The following is a 21127-nucleotide window of genomic DNA, read 5'->3' on the forward strand; positions in this document are numbered from 1 at the left end:
AGTCCGATCCGGACGGGTCAGCCGTCGAACCAGAAGGTGTCCGCGCGGGCCCGGCCGAAGTAGGCGCCCGGCTGATAGAGGTAAGGGAAGGCTTCGGGCAGGTTGCGCAGGCGCCGACTGGCGACGACCGGCTGGAAGACCTGCCCGACGAGCCCGATGGTGAAGACCTGCTCGGCGTGGATCTCGAGCATCGCCCGCCAGGCCGCGATCCGGGCGGCCTCGTTTTCTGCCTGCGTCCAGTCCCGGTAGAGCGCGAGCAGGCGGACCGCCGACGGCAGGTCGGGCGGCTCGCCGGCCCGCCCGCCGCTCTCGGTGTGGCGGCCCCAGAGCGGCCAGTTGTTCTGCCGGTCGCTGGTCGGCGCCAGCTCGGCGGGGCTCATGGCGGCGGTCGCCAGCCCGTTCGCCAGGCCGTAGAAGATGCTGAGCGGCACCGCGCCGGTCTTGACGCGCTGCCGGAAGTTCTGCCGTCCGGTGGTCCGGATCAGCAGCTCCACGCCGACCGCCCAGAAGTCCTCGGCGATCAGCTCCAGCACGTCGACCTCGCGGGGATCGGCGTCGCCGGCCTCGACCGCCAGGGCCAGGCGGGTGCCGTCGGCCGTCAGCCGCACCCCGTCGGAATCGCGACCGGCGAGCCCCAGTCCGTCGAGCAGCCGGCCGGCCCGCTCCGGATCGTGCTCTGCCCAGGCGGCCCGCAGCGCCGGACGGTAGAGCGGGCTCGCCGGCAGGACCGTGTTGGCGCCGGGCAGGCCCAGGTCCTGGTAGACCGCGCGGTTAATCCGCCCGCGGTCGATCGCCAGCGAGAGGGCGCGCCGGAAGTCCGGCTCGCGCAGCAGGCGGCGCCATAGGGGGTCGGCGGCGTTGAGGTTCGGATAGAGCGCCAGCTGCGCGCCGCGGCCGATCGGCCAGAGCCGGACGGTCATCGCGCCGCGCGACTCGGCCTGCTTCAGCAGGGCGAAGTCGGCCAGGGCCAACCCGCGCGCCTGGAGGTCCACCGCGCCCGCCGCCGCCTGCGCCGGGATCAGGGCCTGGCGGCTGCGCGTCAGGACCACGCGGTCGATGTAGGGAAGCTGTCGGCCGCGGCCGTCGACCCGGTGGAAGTAGGGGTTGCGCTCGGCCTCGAAGCGCTGGCCCGGGATCCGGGTGCGCAGGACCCAGGGCTGCAGCGTCGGCCGTTCCGGGTTGTCGAAGCGGAAGGGGCTGTCCTCGCGGCGGAACCGCGCGACCCAGCCCGCGAGGCCCGCGTCCGTCGCCTCGGCCTCCAGCGCCGCCGGATCGCGGTAGCGAGGATGGAAGGCCTTGAGGCGGTGCGCGGGCCGGTAGATGAAGGGCGGGCGGGTCGCCGCCAGGGCCGGCAGGAAGTGGGGGTTGGCGGTCTCCCAGGTAAAGCGGACCGCGGTCTCGCCGAGCACCTCGAAGACCGGCGGGCGGCCGGAGGCGAGGAGCTCGCGGGGCGGGCCGCTCCGGCTCAGCTCCGGATGGGTCGCCACGTCTTCCCACCAGAAACGGAAATCCTCGGCGGTGAAGGGGTGGCCGTCGGACCAGCGGTGGCCCGGTCTCAGGTGCAGCGTGAAGACGCGGCCCTCATCGACCTCCACCTCGGCCAGGATATCGGGCCGCAGGCGGAAATCCTCGTCCCAGACCATCAAGCGCGCATAGCCCAACATGACCAGGTCGCGGGCGTCCCGCCCGGCGCGGGTCAGGGTGCGCAGGGTGCCGCCGTAGCGCCCTTCGCGCCAAGCTTCGCGCTGCGGCAGGTCGCGGCGGGGCAGCGCCGGCAGGCGCTCGGCCAGCGGCGGCAGCGCGCCGCCGGCGACCAGGTCGCGCAGCAGAGGCGGTTCCTCGGCGCGCCCTGGCGGCGCGGCGCCGAGGGCCAGGACGGCGAGGGCGAAGAGGGTCGGGAACCGGACCATGGCCCGAAGCCATAGCACGGGAGCAGGCGCCGCTCGCAGGGATTCAGGACCCGCCCGCGTTGGGGAAGAAGAGCTGGCGTCCGCCGACCTTGAAGGCGGCGATCTTCGCCTGGCCCTCGGGCGAGATCAGCCAGTCGATGAAGGCCTGGCCGGCCGCCGCCTTGACGTGGGGGTGGCGCTCCGAACTGACCAGGATCACGCCGTAGGGGTTGAACAGGCGCGGGTCGCCCTCGGCCAGGATCGCGAGGTCGCCCTTGTTTCGGAAGGCGGTCCAGGTTGCCCGGTCGCTCAAGAGGTAGCTGCCCTGGGCCGCGGCCGTGTTTAGGGTCGCGCCCATGCCGGAGCCGGTCTCGCGGTACCAGCCGCCGCTCTCAGCCTCGACATCGACTCCCGCTGCCCGCCAGAGGTCGCGCTCCTTCTTGTGGGTGCCGCTGTCGTCGCCGCGCGACATGAAAACGGCGCCCTGCGCGGCGATGCGCACCAGTGCCTCGGGGGCGTCGGAGAGCCCGGCGATGCCCGCCGGGTCGGCCCGCGGGCCGAGGATCACGAAGTCGTTGTACATGACGTCGTGGCGCGCGCTGCCGTGGCCCTCGGCGACGAAGCGGTCCTCCGACGGCCTGTGGTGGACCAGCAGGACGTCGGCGTCGCCGCGCTCGGCCAGGCGCAGCGCCTGACCGGTGCCGAGCGCCACCACGCGGACCTCGATCCCGGTCTTCGCGGTGAAGCTTGGCAGAAGATGGGCGAAGAGCCCCGAGTTGTCGGTCGAGGTGGTCGAGGCCAGGACGATGAAGCGCTCGCTCGCCTGGGCTCCGCCAAGCAGGGCCGGAACGGCGAGGGCGAGGCCCGCGCAGAGGGCGAGAACCCGTCGTCCGAAGAACGTCACCATAGCAATTCTCCCTTGAGGAAGGCGTCGGCCTCGGGGCTCCGCGGCGCGTCGAAGAACCGCTCGGCCGCGGCCGTTTCGACCAGGCGGCCGTTGTGGAGGAAGAGCACCTCGTCGGCCAGCCGTCGGGCCTGGCCGAGATCGTGGGTGGTCATGACGATCTTCGTGCCGCTCTCCCGAATGTCGGCGACGATGGCCTCGACGGCGCGGGTCGCGGCCGGGTCGAGGCTGGCGGTGGGCTCGTCCAGGAACAGCACCTGCGGCCGGACCGCCCAGGCCCGGGCGAGCGCAAGGCGCTGCTGCTCGCCGACCGACAGCGCCCGTGCCGGGCTGGCGGCCAGTTTGCCCAGGCCGGTGCGCTCGAGCGCCTCGTCGCGCCGGCGCTGGCGGTCCTGCGCGCCGAGGCCGCGCAGGACCAGCGCGAAATCGATGTTGGCCGCCGCCGAGCGGCGCAGCATGACCGGGCGCTGAAAGACCATGGCCTGGCGCCGGCGCGGCTCGACGCCCTGCCAGGCGATCCGTCCGGCGCTCGGCCGGAGCAGGCCGTGGAGCAATCGAAGGGTCAGGCTCTTGCCCGCGCCGTTGGGCCCCAGCAGGACGGTGCGCGGGCCCTCGTGGATCGTGAAGCTGAGGCCGTCGATCAGCCGGCGGCCGCGGCGCTGGTAGCAGAGGCCCTCTGCCACGCCGGGCAAGATCGCCGTTTGCGCCATGGCCGCCCTAGGCCGCCCTAGGCCGCCGCCGGACGGGACGCGCGGCTGACCGCGTAGGCCGCGCCGTTGATCGCCAGGGAGAGGAGCATGAGGATCAGGCCGAGGCCGAGCGCGAGCGCGAGGTCGCCGCGCGAGGTCTCCAGAGCGATCGCCGTGGTCATGACCCGGGTCACGTGGTCGATGTTGCCGCCGACGATCATGACGGCCCCGACCTCGGCGCTGGCCCGCCCGAAACCGGCCAGGACCACGGTCACCAGGCTGGTCCGGCCGTCCCACAGCAAGGTCGGGATCGCCCGGGCCGGGCCGCAGCCGAGGGACTGGAGCTGCTCCTGGTACTCGGCCCAGAGATCCTCGACCACCTGGCGCGACAGGGCCGCGACGATGGGGGCGACCAGGAGGCACTGGGCGATGATCATCGCCGTCGGGCTGAACAGCAGGCCCAGCACGCCCAAGGGGCCGGCGCGCGACAGCATGAGATAGACGAAGAGGCCGACCACGACCGGAGGCAGGCCCATCAGGGCGTTGAGCGCGACGTTCAGGACCTCGCGGCCGGGAAAGCGGAAGAGGGCCAGAGCCGCGCCGAGCGGCAGGCCGATCAGGGCGGCCAGGGCGACCGCGGTCAGGCTGACCCTGAGCGACAGGGCGACGATCTCCACCAGGTCGGGGTCGAGACCGGCGATCAGGCCGAAGGCCGTGGCGAAGGCGTCGGTGAGATCCTGCATCAAGCGCGCAAAAAAATGAAAAGGTATGCATTTTTTACAAAAAACGCAGGGTTGCGTAAAGCTAGCAGGTCAGCGTGGGTCTGCTTGCGGCGGCGGGCCCCGGGGCGCAGAATTGCCGCCGTTCTAGATCTGGAGGGAGAGGCCGCCGTGGCGGAGGCCCAATCCAAGCGCCGGGAAGTCAGACAGCACGCGCGGTCGGGAAGTAAGACGGCCGACCCGGCGGCGCGGACCGAGTTCCTGCTGGCGCCGGACCCCGAGGACCCGCGCCTGACCGTGCGCGTGCCGGGCGTCGACCAGGACGGCCAGGCGGTCGAGACCTCGGTAGTGGTCGAGCGGCCGCTGACGCTGTTCCTGAACGGCCAGGAGATCGTCACCATGATGACGATCGCCGACTACCCGGACTTCCTCGCCGTCGGCTATCTCCTGAACCAGAACATGCTGCGGCCCGACGACGTGATCACCGCGATCGAGCACGACGACGAGCTCGAGGTGGTCGTGGTCCGGACCGAGCGGCAGACCGACTACGAGGAGAAGCTCAAGAAGAAGATCCGCACCTCGGGCTGCGCCCAGGGAACGGTGTTCGGCGACCTGATGGAGAAGTTCGAAGAGGTCGCCCTGCCGGCGGAGGCCCGGCTCAAGACATCCTGGATCTACGCCCTGTCGCGCAAGATCAACCAGGCGCCCAGCCTCTACCTCGGCGCCGGGGCGATCCACGGCTGCGTGCTCTGCCGGGGCGACCGGCCCCTGGTCTACATGGAGGACGTCGGCCGCCACAACGCGGTCGACAAGATCGCCGGCTACATGTTCCTCGAAGGCATCGCGCCCGACGACAAGATCTTCTACACGACCGGCCGCCTGACCTCGGAGATGGTGATCAAGACGGTCCAGATGGGCGTGCCGATCCTGATCTCCCGCTCGGGCTTCACGGCCTGGGGCGTGGATCTGGCGCGCCAGGCCGGCCTGACCCTGGTCGGCCGGGCCAAGGGCAAGCGCTTCATCGCCCTGGCCGGCGAGGAGCGCATCGTCTTCGACGGCGATCCCGCGGCGGTCGCCGAGGAGGACGCCCGGCACCAGCGCAAGGCGGGCCGGGGCGGCGATGACTGAAGGCGCGGCGGTCGCCGGCGTGGTGATGGCCGGCGGGCTCTCGCGGCGCATGGGGGGCGGCGACAAGGGACTGCGCCTGCTGGCCGGCCGCTCGATCCTCGAGCGGGTTATCGAGCGCGCGCGGCCCCAGGTCGGACCCCTGGTGCTGAACGCTAACGGCGATCCGGCCCGCTTCGAGACCTTCGGCCTGCCGGTCGCCGCCGACGTGGTCGAGGGCTTCGCCGGGCCGCTGGCCGGCATCCTGACCGGTCTCGACTGGGTTTCCCGCAACGCGCCGGACTGCGCCTGGCTGGCCAGCTTCGCCTGCGACGCGCCCTTCCTGCCGCGCGATCTGGTCCGTCGCATGCTTGACGCCGTGTCGGCGGAGGGCGCCGACCTGGCCTGCGCCGCCTCGCAGGGCCAGGCCCACCCGGTCTTCGGTCTGTGGCCGCTCGGCTTGAAAGACGACCTGGCGCGGTTCCTGGGCGAGGAGGGCGGCCGCAAGGTCGACGTCTGGACCGGCCGCTACCGCCTGGCCACCGTGACTTTCGAGGCCCTGGCCACGGACGCCGGGCCGCTCGACCCCTTCTTCAACGCCAACCGGCCCGATGACTTGGCGGCGGCGGAACGCTTCGCCGCCGCTCTCGATTAGACCTTCCCGATCAAGTCCCGGCAGGTGTCCAGGATGGTTCCGACCGGATCCGACGGCGGCTGCGCGGCCAGCCTTTCGGCGGTCGCGGTCGCCGCGTTCCGTGTCTCGGCCGTGTCCAGGAGCCGGCGCAGGTAGCCCATCACGCTCTCGACCGTCAGCTTGCCGTCGGCGTTGACCGTGATCGCGCAGTTCAGCTGGTGCAGGCCGTAGGAGGTCACCAGCCGCTCCAGGTTGTTGACCAGCAGCAGCTGCGGCGTGCCGGCGCGCAGCGCGGCGAAGGCCGTGGCGTGGCCGCCGTGGTGGATCGCGATGCGCGATTCAGGCAGGACCTGCTCCAGCGGCAGCGGGCGGTCGTGGAACGTCAGGGAAGACGACTCGAAACGCCGCCGAAGGCCCGCATCGATGCCCGGAACGAAGACGTCGCCGGGCAGCTTCAGCCTAACGATCGCGTCCAGCGTGGTCGCGAGGTGCCGATTGTTGGCCGGCAGGTAGACGAAGACCCGGTTCTCGGGCCGGGTCTCCAAGGGGCGGACCGCGCCGAAGGCGGGCACGTTGTAGGGCGCCAGCGGCGGCTCCCGGCGGAACGCGCGGTAGGGGTCGAACTCGGGAATCGTGCAGGCGAAGGTCGCGTCGCCGTTGAAGATGTCGGCGAGGTGGTCGACCGGGCGGACGCCGAGCTGCTTCTGGATGCTCTGCACCGCCTGCAGAACCTCCCGCTCGGCGGTCCGGCTCGAGGCCGGGACCTCGGTCTCCCAGGGGCGCATGGGCGGGCAGGGTTGCCCCGGCGGGGGAATGCTGTAGCCCGTGCCCACGGCGAGCGTCGGAACTTGGCCCCGCGCCGCCATCAGGAGCGTCGGGCTGTAGTCGGCGACCACCAGCGAGGGTTCGACCAGGCGGATGATGGCCTGCCAGCCGCGCGCCTGTCCCAGCAGCAGAGCGGGATCGTGGTAGCCGTGGTTGCGCAGGGTGTCGGCGTGGCTATGGGCGAGCGCCCTGGGGTCCTTCGGCTGGTAGACGGTCGGCCACCGCGGCGCCTGAAGCAGCATGGAATCCGCGACGGGCCCGCCCCGGCCGGTCAGAAAGCGCTGCGAGTCGCCCAGGTGCTTGACCGCGAAGACCGCCTCGTGATCCCCGGCCAGGCCCTCGGCGATCGGCAGCAGGGTGGTCAGATGGCCCAGGCCGCCGCCGAACTCCCATCCGAAAAGAACTCTTGCCATCTCGCTGTCTCGACTCGTTTGGCCCTGCCCGATTGAGCGCGAGGGTGTTTAGCACGGCCTGGAACGCCGTCAATGGAGCCGCGGATTGCGACTTCAAGACGGTTTATGGCTAATTACATTAACCACGTCAGTATTATTCCAGTAAAAACAAAGTATTCGTGCCAGTTTGTGCCATTCTATGGTATTATTGTAACAAGATATTCAAATCGATCCGGTAGCATGGCAGAATGTTCCTGATCATGCCATTCGTGGCGAGGGCGAAGTGATGGTGTCGAGCGATTCGCTGTCCCACTATCGGGAGTTCGGCTACGCGGTCGTTAGGGGCCTTTTTTCGGCGGCGGAGATCGCCGATCTGGCCGAAGCCTTCGACCGCAGCTACGCCCAGGGGCTGGCCTACGGGGCCTCTTTTCGGCATCAGAACACGCTGTTCCGCCTTGGCGAGGATCCGAACCTCGGCAAGATCGTCCGCATGGTCCAGTGGCCCTCCTACTTCGACGAGACCTTCGCGGCGGTCCGGACCGACCCGCGCCTTTTCGACCTGCTCGGACCGCTCCTCGGGCCGGACATCAAGCAGATCATCAACCAGCTCCACTGGAAGCCGCCGGGAGCGGCCGGGGCCGAGTTTGGCTATCACCAGGACATCCGGTTCCGCCGGCCGCGCGAGGCCTACCGCCGGACCGAGCGGGCCTACGTGCAGACCGGCCTGGCGATCGACGCCCATGATCGGTCGAGCGGCGCCATGACGATCTTTCCGGGAAGTCACAGGCTGGGCGAACTGAGCCTGGCCGATGCCGGGCCGATCATGGACCGGCCGCTCGACGACGCCGACGTGGCGCGCGCCGGGATCGATCCGGCGAGCAAGATCCACCTGGAACTGGAGCCCGGCGATCTCGCCTTCTGGAACCTCTATCTGGTCCACGGCTCGGGCCCCAACCGGTCCCGGGGCGACCGGCGGTTCTATCTCAACGGCTACGTCTCGGCCGACGACTGCGACCGCGGCGAGTGGGCCTTTCGGGCCGGCCGGCCCTGCCCCCTGGGCGAGCCGGTCTTGGTTCACTTCGAGGATCTATTCCGGCGCCCCGAGCCGCACTTCGTCGACCCGTGACGCGTTCCCCCGCGACGCGCTGCAATGGGACCCTGGCTCAGATAATCGCCGTTTCCGCGTCTTCTTCCCGCTCGGACTCTGCTTGATCGGTGCCGAGCTCGTAGACCTGGTCGGCCGCTTCGAGCCAGGCCGGACGATGGGTGATCGAAAGGATCGTCCGGCCGCCGGCAATGTCGCGGATGTTCCGGCAGATCGCCTGCTCGGTCTCCGGGTCGAGGGCGCTGGTCACCTCGTCGAGAATCAAGAGCTTCGGGTCGTGCACAAGGGCACGGGCCAGGGCGATGCGCTGGCGTTGGCCGCCGGAGATCTTTAGCCCGCGTTCGCCGACCACGGTCATGATGCCGTTCGGGGTTTCGCGCACGAAATCCCAAGCGTCAGCGGCCTTGAGCGCCGCTTCGGCCCGCTCCGCACTGAGCGACCGGTCCCCCAGGGTGATGTTGTTCAGGATCGTGTCGTTGAACAGGATGAGTTCCTGGGGCACGTAGCCGATCATGCTGCGCCAGGCCTGCAGGTTGATCTCTGGAAGCGGGGTGCCGTCGATCAGCACCTCGCCCTCCTGCGGCTGGTAGAAGCCCAGAAGGATGTCGGTCAGCGTGGTCTTGCCGACGCCGGAAGCGCCGATCAGGACGGTGACCTTGTTGGCTGGGATCTCCAAGGAAACGCCGTCGAGAACCGGCTTGCCGCCGAAAGAGAAGGAGATGTTGTGCAGACTGCAGCCCTGCTCGAGAGTCGGCTTCTTGGTACCGCCCGGCGGCTCCCGATTCTCCACCGCCTCGTCCAGGATACTGTGCACCGAATCGTAGGCGGCCTCGACGATCGCCGCCTCCTGCTGGACCTTCTGAAGCTCGGCGATGGCCCGGACTGTCCGCTTGGTCATGACCCCCATGACCAGGAGGATGGCGAGCGGAACCGCCCAGACGGTGACCGCGATGTAGAAGCCGATCGCCATGAAGGTGACGTAGATCGGTTCGCGTGCCGCGCTCATGAAGAAGGCGCTGACGACCTGAAGGCGCAGCGCCTTCTTCAGGCGCGCCAGGCGGTCTTGGAACAGCTCGGCATACTGGCCCTGGCGGGCCATGGCCTTGATCGGCTTGATGCCGATCAGGGCATCGTTGAGGTCGATGACGAGCTGGCGCGTGTGCTTGGTCTGCCGCCGGCCGGCGCGCTTGGAGAGCCGGACCAGGGGATTAAGGACCAAGATGAGCACGACGCCGATCCCTGCGGCGAAGAGCGCGAGCTTCCAGGATATCAATATCGCCAGGCCGATATAGAGCAAGCAGCGCAGCGCGCTCGCGAAGAACTGTACGGCCAGCATGTAGGCCTGGGCCGAGCGGGCCGCTTCCAGGCTGATGGCGTTGGAGAAGCGGCCGACGGGCTGGTGGGTGAAGAACCACCAGTTCACCGAGAGGAGGTTTTCGATGATCCGCTTTCGCATGCGCGTCACCAGCGCGACGGCGGCGAAGCCGACGTGACGCGCTGCCACCATCTTCAACAAGGCCGTCGCGAAGGCCATGCCGACCAGCAATAGGAGCAGCGTCACGAGCGTCGGCTCGAGCCCGACTAAGGCGAGCGCCTTCTCGACGGCTTCCGTGAGCGGCGAGGGATCTTCCGTGGCGTTCGGGTCGATCATCGACAGGAGCGGCAGCAGGCTGGCAATGCCGAACCCCTCGGTCAGGGACGATAGCAGCAGAAAGAACAGCACGGTCCACCGCGTGCTCGCGTCGAGCGACATGAATATCCGAAAGATGCTTCTCATCGACGCGCGAACTCTTCCATCAAGCTGCTTGTCTCGCCCGGGAGGACGCCTATTGTACGGCTGATCTCGCCTGTCCTAGCAGACGCCGTGATGCCGCGCCAGCGGCGCTTGCGAGCTGCCGGCAGGCGCCGCCGGGCCTGCGCACAAGCTCGTTCGTCACCGCCCCTCGGCAAGTCTGGTTTCGCACTCCTTAACAAAGGGTAGCCGGAAACACAAAGGCGAAGCAGCCCCCTCAAGACCCGGATGCAAGAACCAATCGACCGCTCCTTGGAAGACCCCCCGGCCGAGGGCCGACCGACCAATCGGCTCCCGCGGGTCTGGTTGGTTCTCGGGGACAAGCTGGGCGACAACGCGCAAGCGGAAATCGTCGCCGAGCATCTGGGCTGGCCGCTGGAGCGCAAGATGCTGAAGTTCAAGCCCCGTTTCGTCGAGGGCAAGCCGCGCTTCCGGCCTTCCCTGCACCACATCGACCTGGAGAGCTCCGCGCGCCTCGAACCCCCCTGGCCCGATCTCGTGATCACCGCCGGCCGGCGTCCGGCCATGGCCGCGGTGTGGCTGCGCCGCCAGTCGGGCGACCGTGCCAAGGTGGTGATGGTCGGCCGGCCGCGCGGCGGCCCGGCGACTTTCGACCTCGTCGTCGCCCCGCCCCAGTTCCGGGTCCCGGACGACGAGCGCGTGGTGCCGCTGGCCCTGCCGCTGATGCGGCCCGACCGGGCGCGGATCGAAGCGGGCCGGGAGGAGTGGTCGCCCCGCTTCGCCGACCTGCCGAGGCCCCTGACGGCGGTGTTGGTTGGCGGCAAGACGCGGCCCTTCCGGGTCGATGCGGCGGCCATGGCGGAACTGGTCGCCGGCGTCCGCAAGGCGACTGAAACCAGCGCGGAGGGGCCCGGGACGCTCTACTTCACCACCAGCCGGCGGACCCCGGAGCCGGCGGTACGCGCTCTGGAGGCGGCCTTGCCGGCCAACGCCAGACTCCACGCCTGGCGCCCGGACGCGCCCGAGAATCCCTATGCGGGCCTGCTCGCCCTGGCCGACCGCTTCGTGGTGACCGGCGACAGCGTATCGATGATGGTCGAGGTTGCGCGACTCGGCAGGCCGCTGGCAATCTTCGCGCCGCCGGTGCGCATGGCCCCCCTCGCGGACCTGGCCCGGGCCCTGGGCTTGGCTGGCTGGGGCCCCGGAGCGCCCGTCAACGCCGACCGGGCCGCCGCGTTGAATCGGTTGTTTTTCAGTTCCCGCGACCTGACCGCCGTGCAGCGCGCCCTGGTCGAGCGCGGCCTCGCGGTCTGGCTCGGCGCGCCCTTTCCAACGGGCCGCTCGGGCGCGCCCGACGACCTCGACAAGGTGGTCCGGCGCATCCACGGACTGTTCGGCGCGGCTTGACCGTCGGGAGCCAGCACCGTAAAGCCCTACCCTGTTGTGAAGCGGCAAATCGAATGTTAAGACCCTGGCCCGCACAACAATTGCCATCGGCCGGAGTAGTTTTCGCGAAGGAGCGGAATCTATGGACTATCAGGTATTCATCCATAGCAATCACAAGCAGATGGTCGGGGCCCTCGTAGGGCAGTACGCGTTCAAGCGCAACTCTCGACACGCCGACAAGTTCGAGGTCCGGATTATCGATACCAAGGACTACGATTTTCTGCGCCGGCACGACGGGCAGCCCTATCTGCGCGATGGCGGCACCCGGATCTGGGACTACGATGACCTGCAGTCCTTCACCCCTCTGCGCTTCCTGCCGCCGGAGCTGATGGGCTACCAGGGCCGCGCCGTGATCACCGACCCCGACGTCTTCGCGGTCGGCGATATCTGGGACCTGCTGAGCCGCGATATGGGCGGCGCGGCGATCATGTGCCGGCCGCGCGGGGTGCTGGGCAAGTCGGACAGCATGGCGACCAGCGTGATGCTGCTGGACTGCGCCAAGCTGACCCACTGGCGCGCCGAGGAGAGCTTCGACAAGCTCTTTACCCGGGAACTCGACTATGCGGACTGGATCGGCCTCAAGAATGAGCCGCGCGAATCCATCGCCCTGTTTGAGAACGAATGGAACGACTTCGACCGCCTGACCAAGAAGACCAAGCTGCTGCACAACACGAAGCGGCGCACCCAGCCCTGGAAGACCGGCCTGCGGGTCGACTACACGCCGCCGGACAAGCCGGCCGGCTCGACCCTGCTCGGGCTGCTGGACAAGGCCCGCCGGCGCCTGTTCGGCGTCTACGGCCTCTTGGGCCACTACCGGGCGCACCCCGATACCAACCAAGAGCGCTTCTTCTTCGGCCTGCTGCGCGAATGCCTGGAGAAAGGCGTGATCACCGAGGACATGCTGCGCGACGAGATGGCCCGCAAGCATGTGCGCGGCGACGCCTTCGAGGTACTCGAACGGGTGCCGCCGCTGGCCGCATGAACCGGCCGAGCGTCGCGGGCGCGTGCCCGGGACCTGGAAGAGAGATGATCGCAATCACACCCGAAAGGCCGTTCGCCTCATGTCCACGGCACTGAGCCAGTTCCTGCGAGAGCTGATCCTGCTCGTCCTCTTCTTCCTGCCCGAGTCGCGCAAGGTCCGGATCGAACGCTGGATCAGGGGACGCGACGAGTTGGCCAAGCTGAAGCAGGCAGACTGCGTCATCGTTTCCTACGGCAAGAGCGGTCGCACCTGGCTGAGGGTGATGATCTCGCGGGTCTATCAGCTCAAGCACGGTCTCGCCGAGCGGCAGCTGATCACCTTCGACAACATGCATCGAAGGAATACCGCGGTCCCCAAGATCCTGTTTTCGCACGACAACTACATCAAGGACTATACGGGCAACGGGGACAGCAAGAAGGACTACTATGGCAAGAAGGTGGTCCTTCTGGCCCGCGACCCGGCCGATGTCGCGGTGTCGCAGTTCTTCCAGTGGAAGTTCCGCATGCGGCGGCGCAAGAAGGCGCTCAACGCCTACCCGACGCACGGCGAGGACATCTCGCTCTACGACTTCGTGATGCGGCCCGAGTCCGGCCTGCCCAACGTGATCAAGTTCATGAACCTCTGGGCCGAGGAAGCGGACAAGTTCGAGGATTTCCTGGTCGTGCGCTACGAGGACATGCGCAAGGACCCGAAGGCCGTGCTCGGCCGGATCATGGACTTCATCGGCACGCCGGCCAGCGACGCCGAACTGGCGGGCGCGGTCGCCTTCGCCTCGATCGAGAACATGAAGAAGATGGAGCAGAAGAAGGTGTTCTGGCTGTCGGGCTCGCGCATGAAGCCCGGCGACAGCCGGAACCCGCAGTCCTTCAAGGTGCGCCGGGCCAAGGTCGGCGGCTACCGCGACTATTTCGAGGAGGACGAGACCGAGACCCTGGACCGGGTGGTCCGCGACCGCCTGTCGCCCTTCTTCGGCTACGCGAGAGGCGGCAGCGGTGAGGAGCCGGAAGCCGGGGTCGCCGTCGCCGGCTGAGGCCGGCCCTGTCAAACGCCGGAACCGGCGGTAAAATGAAGGGGAGTGCGGCGCCCGGTCGGCGCCGGGAACGTCTTTAGGGAGGCGAAGTGCGGCGACAGGAAAGCCTGCCGCTCGGCGTGGTGATCGAGCGGCGCGAGAGCGACCATCCCTGGCAGGACTATGCCTGGCGGCCGGTCGCGGTGATTCCGGGTGCTGCGCCCCGCGACCCGCGCGACCCCTGGCTCGAGCTCGCGCGCGGCGAGGATTGGATCCGATTTCACGCCGGCACCTTGCCGCTGGAACTGTTTCGCAAAGAGACCGAGGGGTACCGGGTGAACCTCTCCCAAGAGCCGCCGCGGGTCTTCGTCTGCCTGCGCAGCGTCGAGGACCCGGCGTGCGAGCACGAGGTCACGCCCTTCCTGGTGACGGTCTGCCCCTACGAGGCCCAGGATTACCTGGACAGCGGCGAGGAGATCGTCGAGGCCGTGGCCATGCCCGAGGGCGTGGTCGCCTTCGTGCAGGCCTACATCGACGAGCACCACGTGGACGAGCCATTCTACAAGCGCAAGCGAAAGGGCCCGCGCCGGCCCGACGAGAGCTTCGTCCGTCGGCCCCCGGGCGGCGAGCCGGGCCGCGGCAACGGCCGGTTCGACTGATCGGTCATGGCCGAGGACGACAAAGGCTTCGTTTCGCGCTGGTCCAGGCTCAAGCGCACGCGGCGCGTCGAGCTGCCGCCCGAGGCCGAGACGAACGCCGCGACGCCGGGGCCGCCAGGGTCGTCGGCCGGCGAGCCCGCGCCGCCGGGCGATGCCGAGGTCGAGGCGCTGGTCGAGTCCCTGCCCGACATCGACAGCCTGACCGGAGAGTCGGACTTCACGGTCTTTCTGCAGAAGGGTGTGCCCGAAGAGCTCAAGCAGCGCGCTCTGCGCAGGCTCTGGCGTCTCAACCCTGTCTTCGCCAACCTCGACGGGCTGAACGACTACGACGAGGACTTCACCGACGCGGCGCTGGTGGTGAAGAACCTGAAGACGCTCTACGAGGTCGGCAAGGGCATGCCGGCGCCGGAGAAGCCGGACCCGGAAGAGGCGGAACCGGAGGCGGCCGACGAGGCTACCGCGGAGGCGGTCGAGGAGGCGGCGCCGGCAGAACAGCAGGCTAAGGCTGCCGAGTCGCTTGATCACGCCCCGCCGTGCGCCCCGAACGCCGCGGCCCCGGAGCCCCCGGGCGCGGAGCAGGCGCGGCCCGCGGCGGCGGTCGAGAAGTCGCCTCCCGGCCGCGCGGTCCGGCGGCGCTGGGGCCGATTCGACAGCTGATCGAACCCAGCGTTGATAGGGTCGCGCAGCTCTTCAACCCTGGTTCGGCAGAGCGGTCCCGGAGCGGACAGGCGACCTGTTGACACGCTGTTGACACGGTGTCGGATTGGGTTTCTAATCGGTCTAATAATCGCGATAACCCTCAGATACTTAGGGTTATTCGTGCGGGTCTCCGGGACGACTTCAGCAGCCGTTTCGGAGATCGGGACAACGAAAAACAGACCGCTTCGCGGGAGGGACTGGTCACTTGGCGGATGCCGCCGTGAGCATTGAAATCTCTGAAGAAGATCAGTTGCGTGCCGATTGGTACGCGCTGCTCGCGCGCCTGCTGTCGCGACCGGCCGACGAGGATCTCTTGGCGATCTTGCGGCGCTTGGGAAGCGACGAGCCGGCGGGGAGCGAGACGGATTTGAGCGCGACCCTGCGCGCCCTTCGGGCGGCGGCGCAGGGCGGCCGGGTCGAGGCGATCGCCCAGGAGTACTTCGACCTCTTCATCGGCGTCGGCGGGAGCGAGCTGACCCCCTACGGCTCTTACTACCTGACGGGGTTCCTCCACGAGAAACCGCTCGCCCGCCTGCGCGACGACATGGCCGAACTCGGGATCGCCCGGGGCGAGGGCGTCGCCGAATCCGAGGATCACATCGCCGCGCTGTGCGACATGATGGCGGGCCTGATCACCGGCGCCTTCGGCGAGCCGGCCGACCTTGCGACACAGCGCCGTTTCTTCGACGATCACATCGGCTGTTGGGCGCCCCGGTTCTTCGAGAACATGGAGGCTTCGCCCTCGGCCGTCTTCTACATGCCGGTCGGCACCTTGGGCCGGCTGTTCATGTCAATCGAGAGTCAAGCCTTCGCCATGGCGGCTTAGGTTTGAGCTTGGCCGCGCGGTTCGGGGTGTGCCCGCGGCCTTGGTCCCATCACCCCACGACAAGCGTTCACCAGGAAAGGATAGGTGAGCAGATGAGCGAGAAGAAGAAGGCGCCGGTCGGGCGCCGGGACTTCTTCAAGAAAGCCGGCCTCGGGGCCGGCGCCGCCGGCATGGCCGCGGTCGGGCTCTCCGCCAAGCAAGGCAAGGCGGACGAGCCGGCTTCGGCCCGGCCCGGCAGCGCGGGCTATCGCGAGACGGCCCACGTGAAGAAGTACTACCAACTGGCCAGGTTCTGATCGGGTCTCCGATCGAGACTGGCTTTTCGGAAAACGGAACAAGCGTAGGAGAGGTCAATGCTTACGAAAAAGACGAATGGGGTTGCGAATGGCCCCCGTTTGTCCAAGGCGTTGGCAGGCGTGGTTGGCAGTGCCATCGACCGCCGGACCTTCCTGAGGCGCTCGGGGCTCGCGGCCGGTGGTGCCGTGGCGGCCGCGAGTCTGTCGTCGGGAATGGTCAAGAAAGCCGAAGCCCAGAGCTCCGGCGGCGGCGAGATTCAGCAGATCAAGTCGGTCTGCACGCACTGCTCGGTCGGCTGCACGGTCATCGCCGAGGTTCAGAACGGGGTTTGGGTCGGACAGGAGCCCGGCTGGGACAGCCCCTTCAACCTGGGCGCCCACTGCGCCAAGGGCGCGGCGGTGCGCGAGCACGCCCACGGCGAGCGACGCCTCAAGACCCCGGTCAAGATGGTCGGCGGCAAGTGGCAGAAGATCAGCTGGGACGACGCGATCAACGAGATCGGCGACAAGATGCTCCAGATCCGCGAGCAGTCCGGCCCAGACTCGGTCTACTGGCTCGGCTCGGCCAAGCACAACAACGAGCAATCCTATCTGTTCCGTAAGTTCTACGCCTTCTGGGGCTCCAACAACGGAGACCACCAGGCGCGGATCTGCCACTCGACCACGGTCGCGGGTGTCGCCAACACCTGGGGCTACGGCGCGATGACCAACAGCTACAACGACATCCACAACTCGCGCGCCATTTTCGAGATCGGCGGCAACCCGGCCGAAGCGCACCCCGTGGCCCTGCAGCACATGCTAAAGGCCAAGGAGGAGAACAACGCGGCCTTCATCGTCTGCGACCCGCGCTTCACGCGGACCGCGGCGCACGCCGACGAGTTCGTCCGCTTCCGCCCGGGCACCGACGTGGCGCTGATCTGGGGCATTCTCTGGCACGTTTTCGAGAACGGATGGGAAGATAGAGACTTCATCCGGGCGCGTGTCTGGGGCATGGACCAGATCAAGGCCGAGGTCGCCAAGTGGACCCCGGAGGAGACCGAGCGGGTGACCGGCGTGCCGGGCTCCCAGCTCAAGCGCGTCGCGCGGACCCTGGCCAACAACCGCCCCTTTACCATCATCTGGTGCATGGGCGGCACCCAGCACACCAACGGCAACAACAACACCCGGGCCTACTGCGTTCTGGGTCTTGCCCTCGGCGTGATCGGGACGGCCGGCGGCGGAACCAACATCTTCCGCGGCCACGACAACGTGCAGGGTGCGACCGACCTCGGCGTGCTCTGTCACACGCTGCCTGGCTACTACGGCCTGAAGACCGGCTCCTGGAAGCACTGGGCCCGGGTCTGGGACGTCGACTACGACTACCTGCTCGGCCGCTTCGCCTCCAAGGAGCTGATGGAGAGCAAGGGCACGCCGGTTTCGCGCTGGTACGACCTCGCCCTCGAGGCCAAGGAGAACATCGACCAGCCCGACAACCTTAGGGCCATGGTGTTCGACGGCCACGCGCCGAACTCGCAGACCCGTCTGCCGGACATGAAGAAGGCGATGGAGAAGCTCGACCTGCTGGTCGTGATCGATCCATACCCGACCATGACGGCGGTCATGCAGGACAGGAAGGACGGCACCTACCTGCTGCCTGCGGCGACGCAGTTCGAGACCTACGGCTCGGTCACCGCGTCCAACCGCTCGATCCAGTGGCGCGAGAAGGTCTTCGATCCGCTCTACGAGTCGAAGACGGACCACGAGATCCTCTATCTCCTGGCCCGGAAGCTCGGCTTCGCCGACGAGATGTTCAAGAACATCGAGATCAACGGCACCGAGCCCCTGATCGAGGACATTACCCGCGAGTTCAATCGCGGCATGTGGACCATCGGCTACACCGGTCAGTCGCCGGAACGCCTGCGGCTCCACATGGAGAATCAGGCGACCTTCGACCGGACATCGCTCCAGGCTGTGGGCGGTCCGGCGGACGGCGAATTCTACGGCATGCCTTGGCCTTGCTGGGGCACGGCGGAGATGAAGCATCCGGGAACGCCGATTCTCTACGACCCCTCGAAGCCGGTGGCCGAAGGCGGCCTCTGCTTCCGCGCGCGCTTCGGCGTCGAGCGGGACGGCCAGAACCTGCTGGCCGAAGGCAGCTACCCGGTCGACTCCGAGATCCAGGACGGCTATCCGGAGTTCACCATGGCCATGCTCAAGAAGTTGGGGTGGGACAAGGATCTCACGCCGCAAGAGCGTCAGGTCATCGAGGGTATCGCCGGCGACAAGACCAACTGGAAGACCGACCTTTCGGGCGGCATCCAGCGGGTCGCCATCAAGCACGGCTGCGCGCCCTTCGGCAACGCCAAGGCGCGCTGCGTGGTGTGGAACTTCCCGGATCCGGTGCCGCTGCACCGCGAGCCGCTCTACACCTCGCGCCGCGATCTCGTACCGGACTATCCGACCTACGAAGACCGCAAGATGTACCGGCTGCCGATCCGGTACAAATCCATCCAGGACCAGGACTTCACGGCTGATTTCCCGATGATTCTGACCTCTGGGCGCCTTGTCGAGTACGAGGGCGGCGGCGAGGAGACTCGCTCCAACCCCTGGCTCGCCGAGCTCCAGCAGAACATGTTCGTGGAGATCAACCCCTTCGATGCCAACAATCTCGGCATCAAGGACGGGCAGCAAGTCTGGGTCCACGGCCCGGAGAACGAAGCCAAGGTCAAGGTCATGGCCATGGTGACGGAACGGGTCGGCCGCGGGGTCGCGTTCATGCCATTCCACTTCGGTGGGCACTGGATGGGCGAGGACCAGAGGGGCAAGTACCCGACGGGCGCGGACCCCTATGTCTTGGGCGAGGCCAGCAATACGGCCCAGACCTATGGCTACGATTCGGTCACCAACATGCAGGAGACCAAAGCGACCCTGTGCCGAATCGAAGCTGCTTGAGGAGATCTGAGCGATGGCACGAATGAAGTTCCTTTGTGATGCCGAACGTTGCATCGAATGCAACGCCTGCGTCACCGCGTGCAAGAACGAGCACGAGGTGCCGTGGGGCATCAACCGTCGCCGGGTTGTCACGATCAACGACGGCAAGCCCGGCGAACGCTCGATCTCGGTCGCCTGCATGCACTGCTCCGATGCACCCTGCATCGCGGTCTGTCCGGTGGACTGCATCTACGAGACCGAGGAAGGGGTGGTCCTGCACTCGAAGGACCTCTGCATCGGTTGCGGCTACTGTTTCTACGCGTGCCCCTTCGGCGCGCCGCAGTATCCGCAGGCCGGCAATTTCGGCAGCCGAGGCAAGATGGACAAGTGCACCTTCTGTGCCGGCGGTCCGGAGGACGATCACTCCGCCGCCGAGTTCCAGAAGTACGGCCGCAACCGTCTTGCCGAGGGCAAGCTGCCCTTGTGTGCCGAGATGTGCGCGACCAAAGCCCTGCTCGGCGGCGACGGCGACGTCGTCTCCGATATCTACCGCGAGCGCGTGGTGTCGCGGGGCTTCGGATCGGGCGCCTGGGGTTGGGGCACGGCTTACGATCAGAAGTCGGGCTCTTAGGTTCTCGTTAACCCCGTGTTGACGAGCTGGTCGAGGTTCGGGGGCGGCAGGTTGCCTGCCGCCCCCGCTTCGACCCTGGCTCTGTCAGGGATTTGACACTGGACAGTGTCCGAGTCGGCTTGGCATACAACTGCGCATACTCAAGACTGTGCCAAAGACCGGAAACACCGGCAGGACCGGCCGTGCGGGCCGGAAGGAGTCTGGCATTTCGATGAGCAGCAGCAGATCAGCCCTCGCGGCCGCGGCCCTGACCGCTGCCGCGCTCGTCCTCGCCGCCTGCGACGAGAACGAACTCGGCCGACCGACCCACTACGAAAAGGGCGTCTACCTGGGCCCCACGGAGCCGGCCCTGGACGAGGAGACGCTCCGCGAGCTGCGGCAACGGGCGCTGCAACAAGGCGGCTGAATCGGGTGGCCGTCGGCTTTGCGCCCGCGGGTCCTGCGGGACTCGCATTGATTGAATCGTCGGGAAGCGACTGTCCCGACCTTCGGGAGAGGCGATATGCGTAGAGACGAGACACCCGGACTTCGCGCGGCCCTGCGGCGGCTTTGCTGCCTCATGGCCCTGGTCGGGCTGGCACTGACGATCGATCTCGGCGGATCCGCCTGGGCCCAGACCCAGGGGCGCCAGGTCGAGGAACCTTCTCCCCTCTCGGGTAACGTCCCGGGGGGGCATCTGGGCACAGCCAGCGATTCCGAGTTCTGGCGCGAGATCCGCAACGGGGCCCAGGGCACGGTCTCGATCCCCGACAAGCAGGCCGGCTTGATGATCCAGTCGGAGGGCGATAACTGGCGCGCTCTGCGCAACGACAGGGTGACCATCGGCGGGATCTGGGCGCTCGCGATCAGCGTGGCGGTGATCGCCCTCTTCTTCCTCGTCCGCGGTCGTATCCGCATCGACGCCGGGCCGAGCGGCAAGACCATCGAGCGCTTCAACGAACTTGATCGCTTCGCCCATTGGCTGACCGCCGTCACCTTCATCATCCTCGCGCTGACCGGTCTCAACCTGCTCTACGGCAAGCATTTCCTGCTGCCGATCTTGGGCCCAGCCGCCTTCGCCTGGATCAGCATGGTCGGGAAGTACGCCCACAACTATCTCTCTTTCGGATTCATGCTGGGCATCGTGCTGATGTTCGTGCTCTGGGTGCGGCACAACATCCCCAACAAGTACGATCTCAAGTGGCTGGCCCAGGGCGGCGGCCTGGTGGTCAAGGGTGTCCACCCGCCTTCGCGCCGGTTCAACGCCGGCCAGAAACTGATCTTCTGGAGCGTGATCCTCGGCGGCGTGTCGATCAGCCTGACCGGCATCGCCCTGATGTTCCCCTTCACCATGTCGATGTTCGACGGTACCTTCGCCTTCCTGAACCTGTTCGGCTTCGACCTCCCGACCGGGCTGGCGCCGATCGTCGAGATGCAGTACGCGCAGCTCTGGCACACCATCGTCGCGCTGGGGCTGATCGCGATCGTCATCGCCCACATCTACATCGGCTCTCTGGGCATGGAGGGCGCCTTCGACGCCATGGGCTCGGGCTACGTGGACGAGAACTGGGCGCGCGAGCACCACAACATCTGGGTCGCCGAGGTGAGGGGCGAGCCGATCCCTCAATCAGGGGACCACGGGCCGCCCAAGGCCCAGCCGGCCGAATAGGGCCGGC

General features: G+C 67.9%; 20 protein-coding genes. 14 read left to right on the forward strand and 6 right to left on the reverse strand.

Annotated elements, in window-relative coordinates; genetic code table 11:
• Positions 1-17: 17 nt before the first annotated feature.
• The 4 genes from QNJ67_03015 to QNJ67_03030 are packed head-to-tail and all read right to left on the reverse strand — an operon-like array spanning position 18 to position 4225.
• Positions 18-1910 (reverse strand): ABC transporter substrate-binding protein, encoded by a 1893-nt coding sequence (locus QNJ67_03015; protein ID MDJ0607918.1) that lies wholly within the window; start codon positions 1908-1910, stop codon positions 18-20.
• A gap of 43 nt (positions 1911-1953) precedes the next feature.
• Positions 1954-2796, reverse strand: a complete 843-nt coding sequence (locus QNJ67_03020; protein MDJ0607919.1) for an extracellular solute-binding protein — start codon at positions 2794-2796, stop codon at positions 1954-1956.
• Positions 2790-3503, reverse strand: a complete 714-nt coding sequence (locus tag QNJ67_03025) for an ATP-binding cassette domain-containing protein (GenBank protein ID MDJ0607920.1) — start codon at positions 3501-3503, stop codon at positions 2790-2792. The genes QNJ67_03020 and QNJ67_03025 overlap by 7 nt, the downstream gene beginning before the upstream one ends.
• A gap of 17 nt (positions 3504-3520) precedes the next feature.
• Positions 3521-4225: an ABC transporter permease gene (locus QNJ67_03030; protein MDJ0607921.1), complete on the reverse strand. Its 705-nt coding sequence runs from the start codon at positions 4223-4225 to the stop codon at positions 3521-3523.
• Between the two features lie 237 nt (positions 4226-4462).
• Here QNJ67_03030 and fdhD point away from each other — a divergent pair, with 237 nt between their 5' ends.
• On the forward strand, positions 4463-5329 hold the full coding sequence (gene fdhD / locus QNJ67_03035; GenBank protein ID MDJ0607922.1) for a formate dehydrogenase accessory sulfurtransferase FdhD: 867 nt from the start codon (positions 4463-4465) through the stop codon (positions 5327-5329).
• On the forward strand, positions 5322-5960 hold the full coding sequence (mobA, locus tag QNJ67_03040; protein ID MDJ0607923.1) for a molybdenum cofactor guanylyltransferase MobA: 639 nt from the start codon (positions 5322-5324) through the stop codon (positions 5958-5960). Before fdhD ends, mobA begins: the two co-directional genes overlap by 8 nt.
• Here the strand turns inward: mobA and QNJ67_03045 are convergent.
• The gene (locus QNJ67_03045) at positions 5957-7177 is read right to left on the reverse strand and encodes a hypothetical protein (GenBank protein ID MDJ0607924.1); all 1221 of its coding nucleotides are present in this window, start codon (positions 7175-7177) and stop codon (positions 5957-5959) included. The two genes, mobA and QNJ67_03045, sit on opposite strands and share 4 nt — an antisense overlap.
• 265 nt (positions 7178-7442) lie before the next feature.
• Between QNJ67_03045 and QNJ67_03050 the strand changes: the two genes are divergently transcribed.
• Positions 7443-8282: a phytanoyl-CoA dioxygenase family protein gene (locus tag QNJ67_03050; GenBank protein ID MDJ0607925.1), complete on the forward strand. Its 840-nt coding sequence runs from the start codon at positions 7443-7445 to the stop codon at positions 8280-8282.
• 37 nt (positions 8283-8319) lie between these two features.
• Here the strand turns inward: QNJ67_03050 and QNJ67_03055 are convergent, their stop codons facing one another.
• Positions 8320-10038 (reverse strand): ATP-binding cassette domain-containing protein, encoded by a 1719-nt coding sequence (locus QNJ67_03055; GenBank protein ID MDJ0607926.1) that lies wholly within the window; start codon positions 10036-10038, stop codon positions 8320-8322.
• 243 nt (positions 10039-10281) lie between these two features.
• Here QNJ67_03055 and QNJ67_03060 point away from each other — a divergent pair, with 243 nt between their 5' ends.
• From QNJ67_03060 to QNJ67_03110, 11 genes are all read left to right on the forward strand, one after another.
• Entirely contained in the window at positions 10282-11421 is a 1140-nt protein-coding gene (locus QNJ67_03060) for an ELM1/GtrOC1 family putative glycosyltransferase (GenBank protein ID MDJ0607927.1), read from the forward strand.
• A 121-nt stretch (positions 11422-11542) separates the two neighbouring features.
• Positions 11543-12442, forward strand: a complete 900-nt coding sequence (locus tag QNJ67_03065; GenBank protein ID MDJ0607928.1) for a hypothetical protein — start codon at positions 11543-11545, stop codon at positions 12440-12442.
• Between the two features lie 79 nt (positions 12443-12521).
• Positions 12522-13472, forward strand: a complete 951-nt coding sequence (locus tag QNJ67_03070; protein ID MDJ0607929.1) for a sulfotransferase domain-containing protein — start codon at positions 12522-12524, stop codon at positions 13470-13472.
• Positions 13473-13561: 89 nt separating this feature from the next.
• Positions 13562-14110, forward strand: coding sequence for a DUF3305 domain-containing protein (locus QNJ67_03075; GenBank protein ID MDJ0607930.1), 549 nt, complete (start codon positions 13562-13564; stop codon positions 14108-14110).
• A 6-nt stretch (positions 14111-14116) separates the two neighbouring features.
• Complete coding sequence (locus QNJ67_03080) at positions 14117-14767, forward strand: DUF3306 domain-containing protein (protein ID MDJ0607931.1); 651 nt, start codon at positions 14117-14119, stop codon at positions 14765-14767.
• A gap of 292 nt (positions 14768-15059) precedes the next feature.
• Positions 15060-15635, forward strand: a complete 576-nt coding sequence (locus QNJ67_03085) for a molecular chaperone TorD family protein (protein ID MDJ0607932.1) — start codon at positions 15060-15062, stop codon at positions 15633-15635.
• Between the two features lie 92 nt (positions 15636-15727).
• Positions 15728-15931, forward strand: a complete 204-nt coding sequence (locus tag QNJ67_03090; protein MDJ0607933.1) for a twin-arginine translocation signal domain-containing protein — start codon at positions 15728-15730, stop codon at positions 15929-15931.
• 57 nt (positions 15932-15988) lie between these two features.
• Positions 15989-18862, forward strand: a complete 2874-nt coding sequence (locus QNJ67_03095; protein MDJ0607934.1) for a formate dehydrogenase subunit alpha — start codon at positions 15989-15991, stop codon at positions 18860-18862.
• A 13-nt stretch (positions 18863-18875) separates the two neighbouring features.
• Positions 18876-19472, forward strand: a complete 597-nt coding sequence (gene fdh3B, locus QNJ67_03100; GenBank protein ID MDJ0607935.1) for a formate dehydrogenase FDH3 subunit beta — start codon at positions 18876-18878, stop codon at positions 19470-19472.
• 211 nt (positions 19473-19683) lie between these two features.
• Positions 19684-19878 carry a hypothetical protein gene (locus tag QNJ67_03105; protein MDJ0607936.1) on the forward strand — a complete coding sequence of 65 codons (195 nt, stop codon included), beginning with the start codon at positions 19684-19686 and terminating at the stop codon, positions 19876-19878.
• 96 nt (positions 19879-19974) lie between these two features.
• Positions 19975-21120 (forward strand): formate dehydrogenase subunit gamma, encoded by a 1146-nt coding sequence (locus QNJ67_03110; GenBank protein ID MDJ0607937.1) that lies wholly within the window; start codon positions 19975-19977, stop codon positions 21118-21120.
• The last annotated feature ends 7 nt before the right edge of the window (positions 21121-21127 follow it).

It is taken from the genome of Kiloniellales bacterium (assembly GCA_030064845.1).
Lineage (GTDB): Bacteria > Pseudomonadota > Alphaproteobacteria > Kiloniellales > JAKSDN01 > JASJEC01.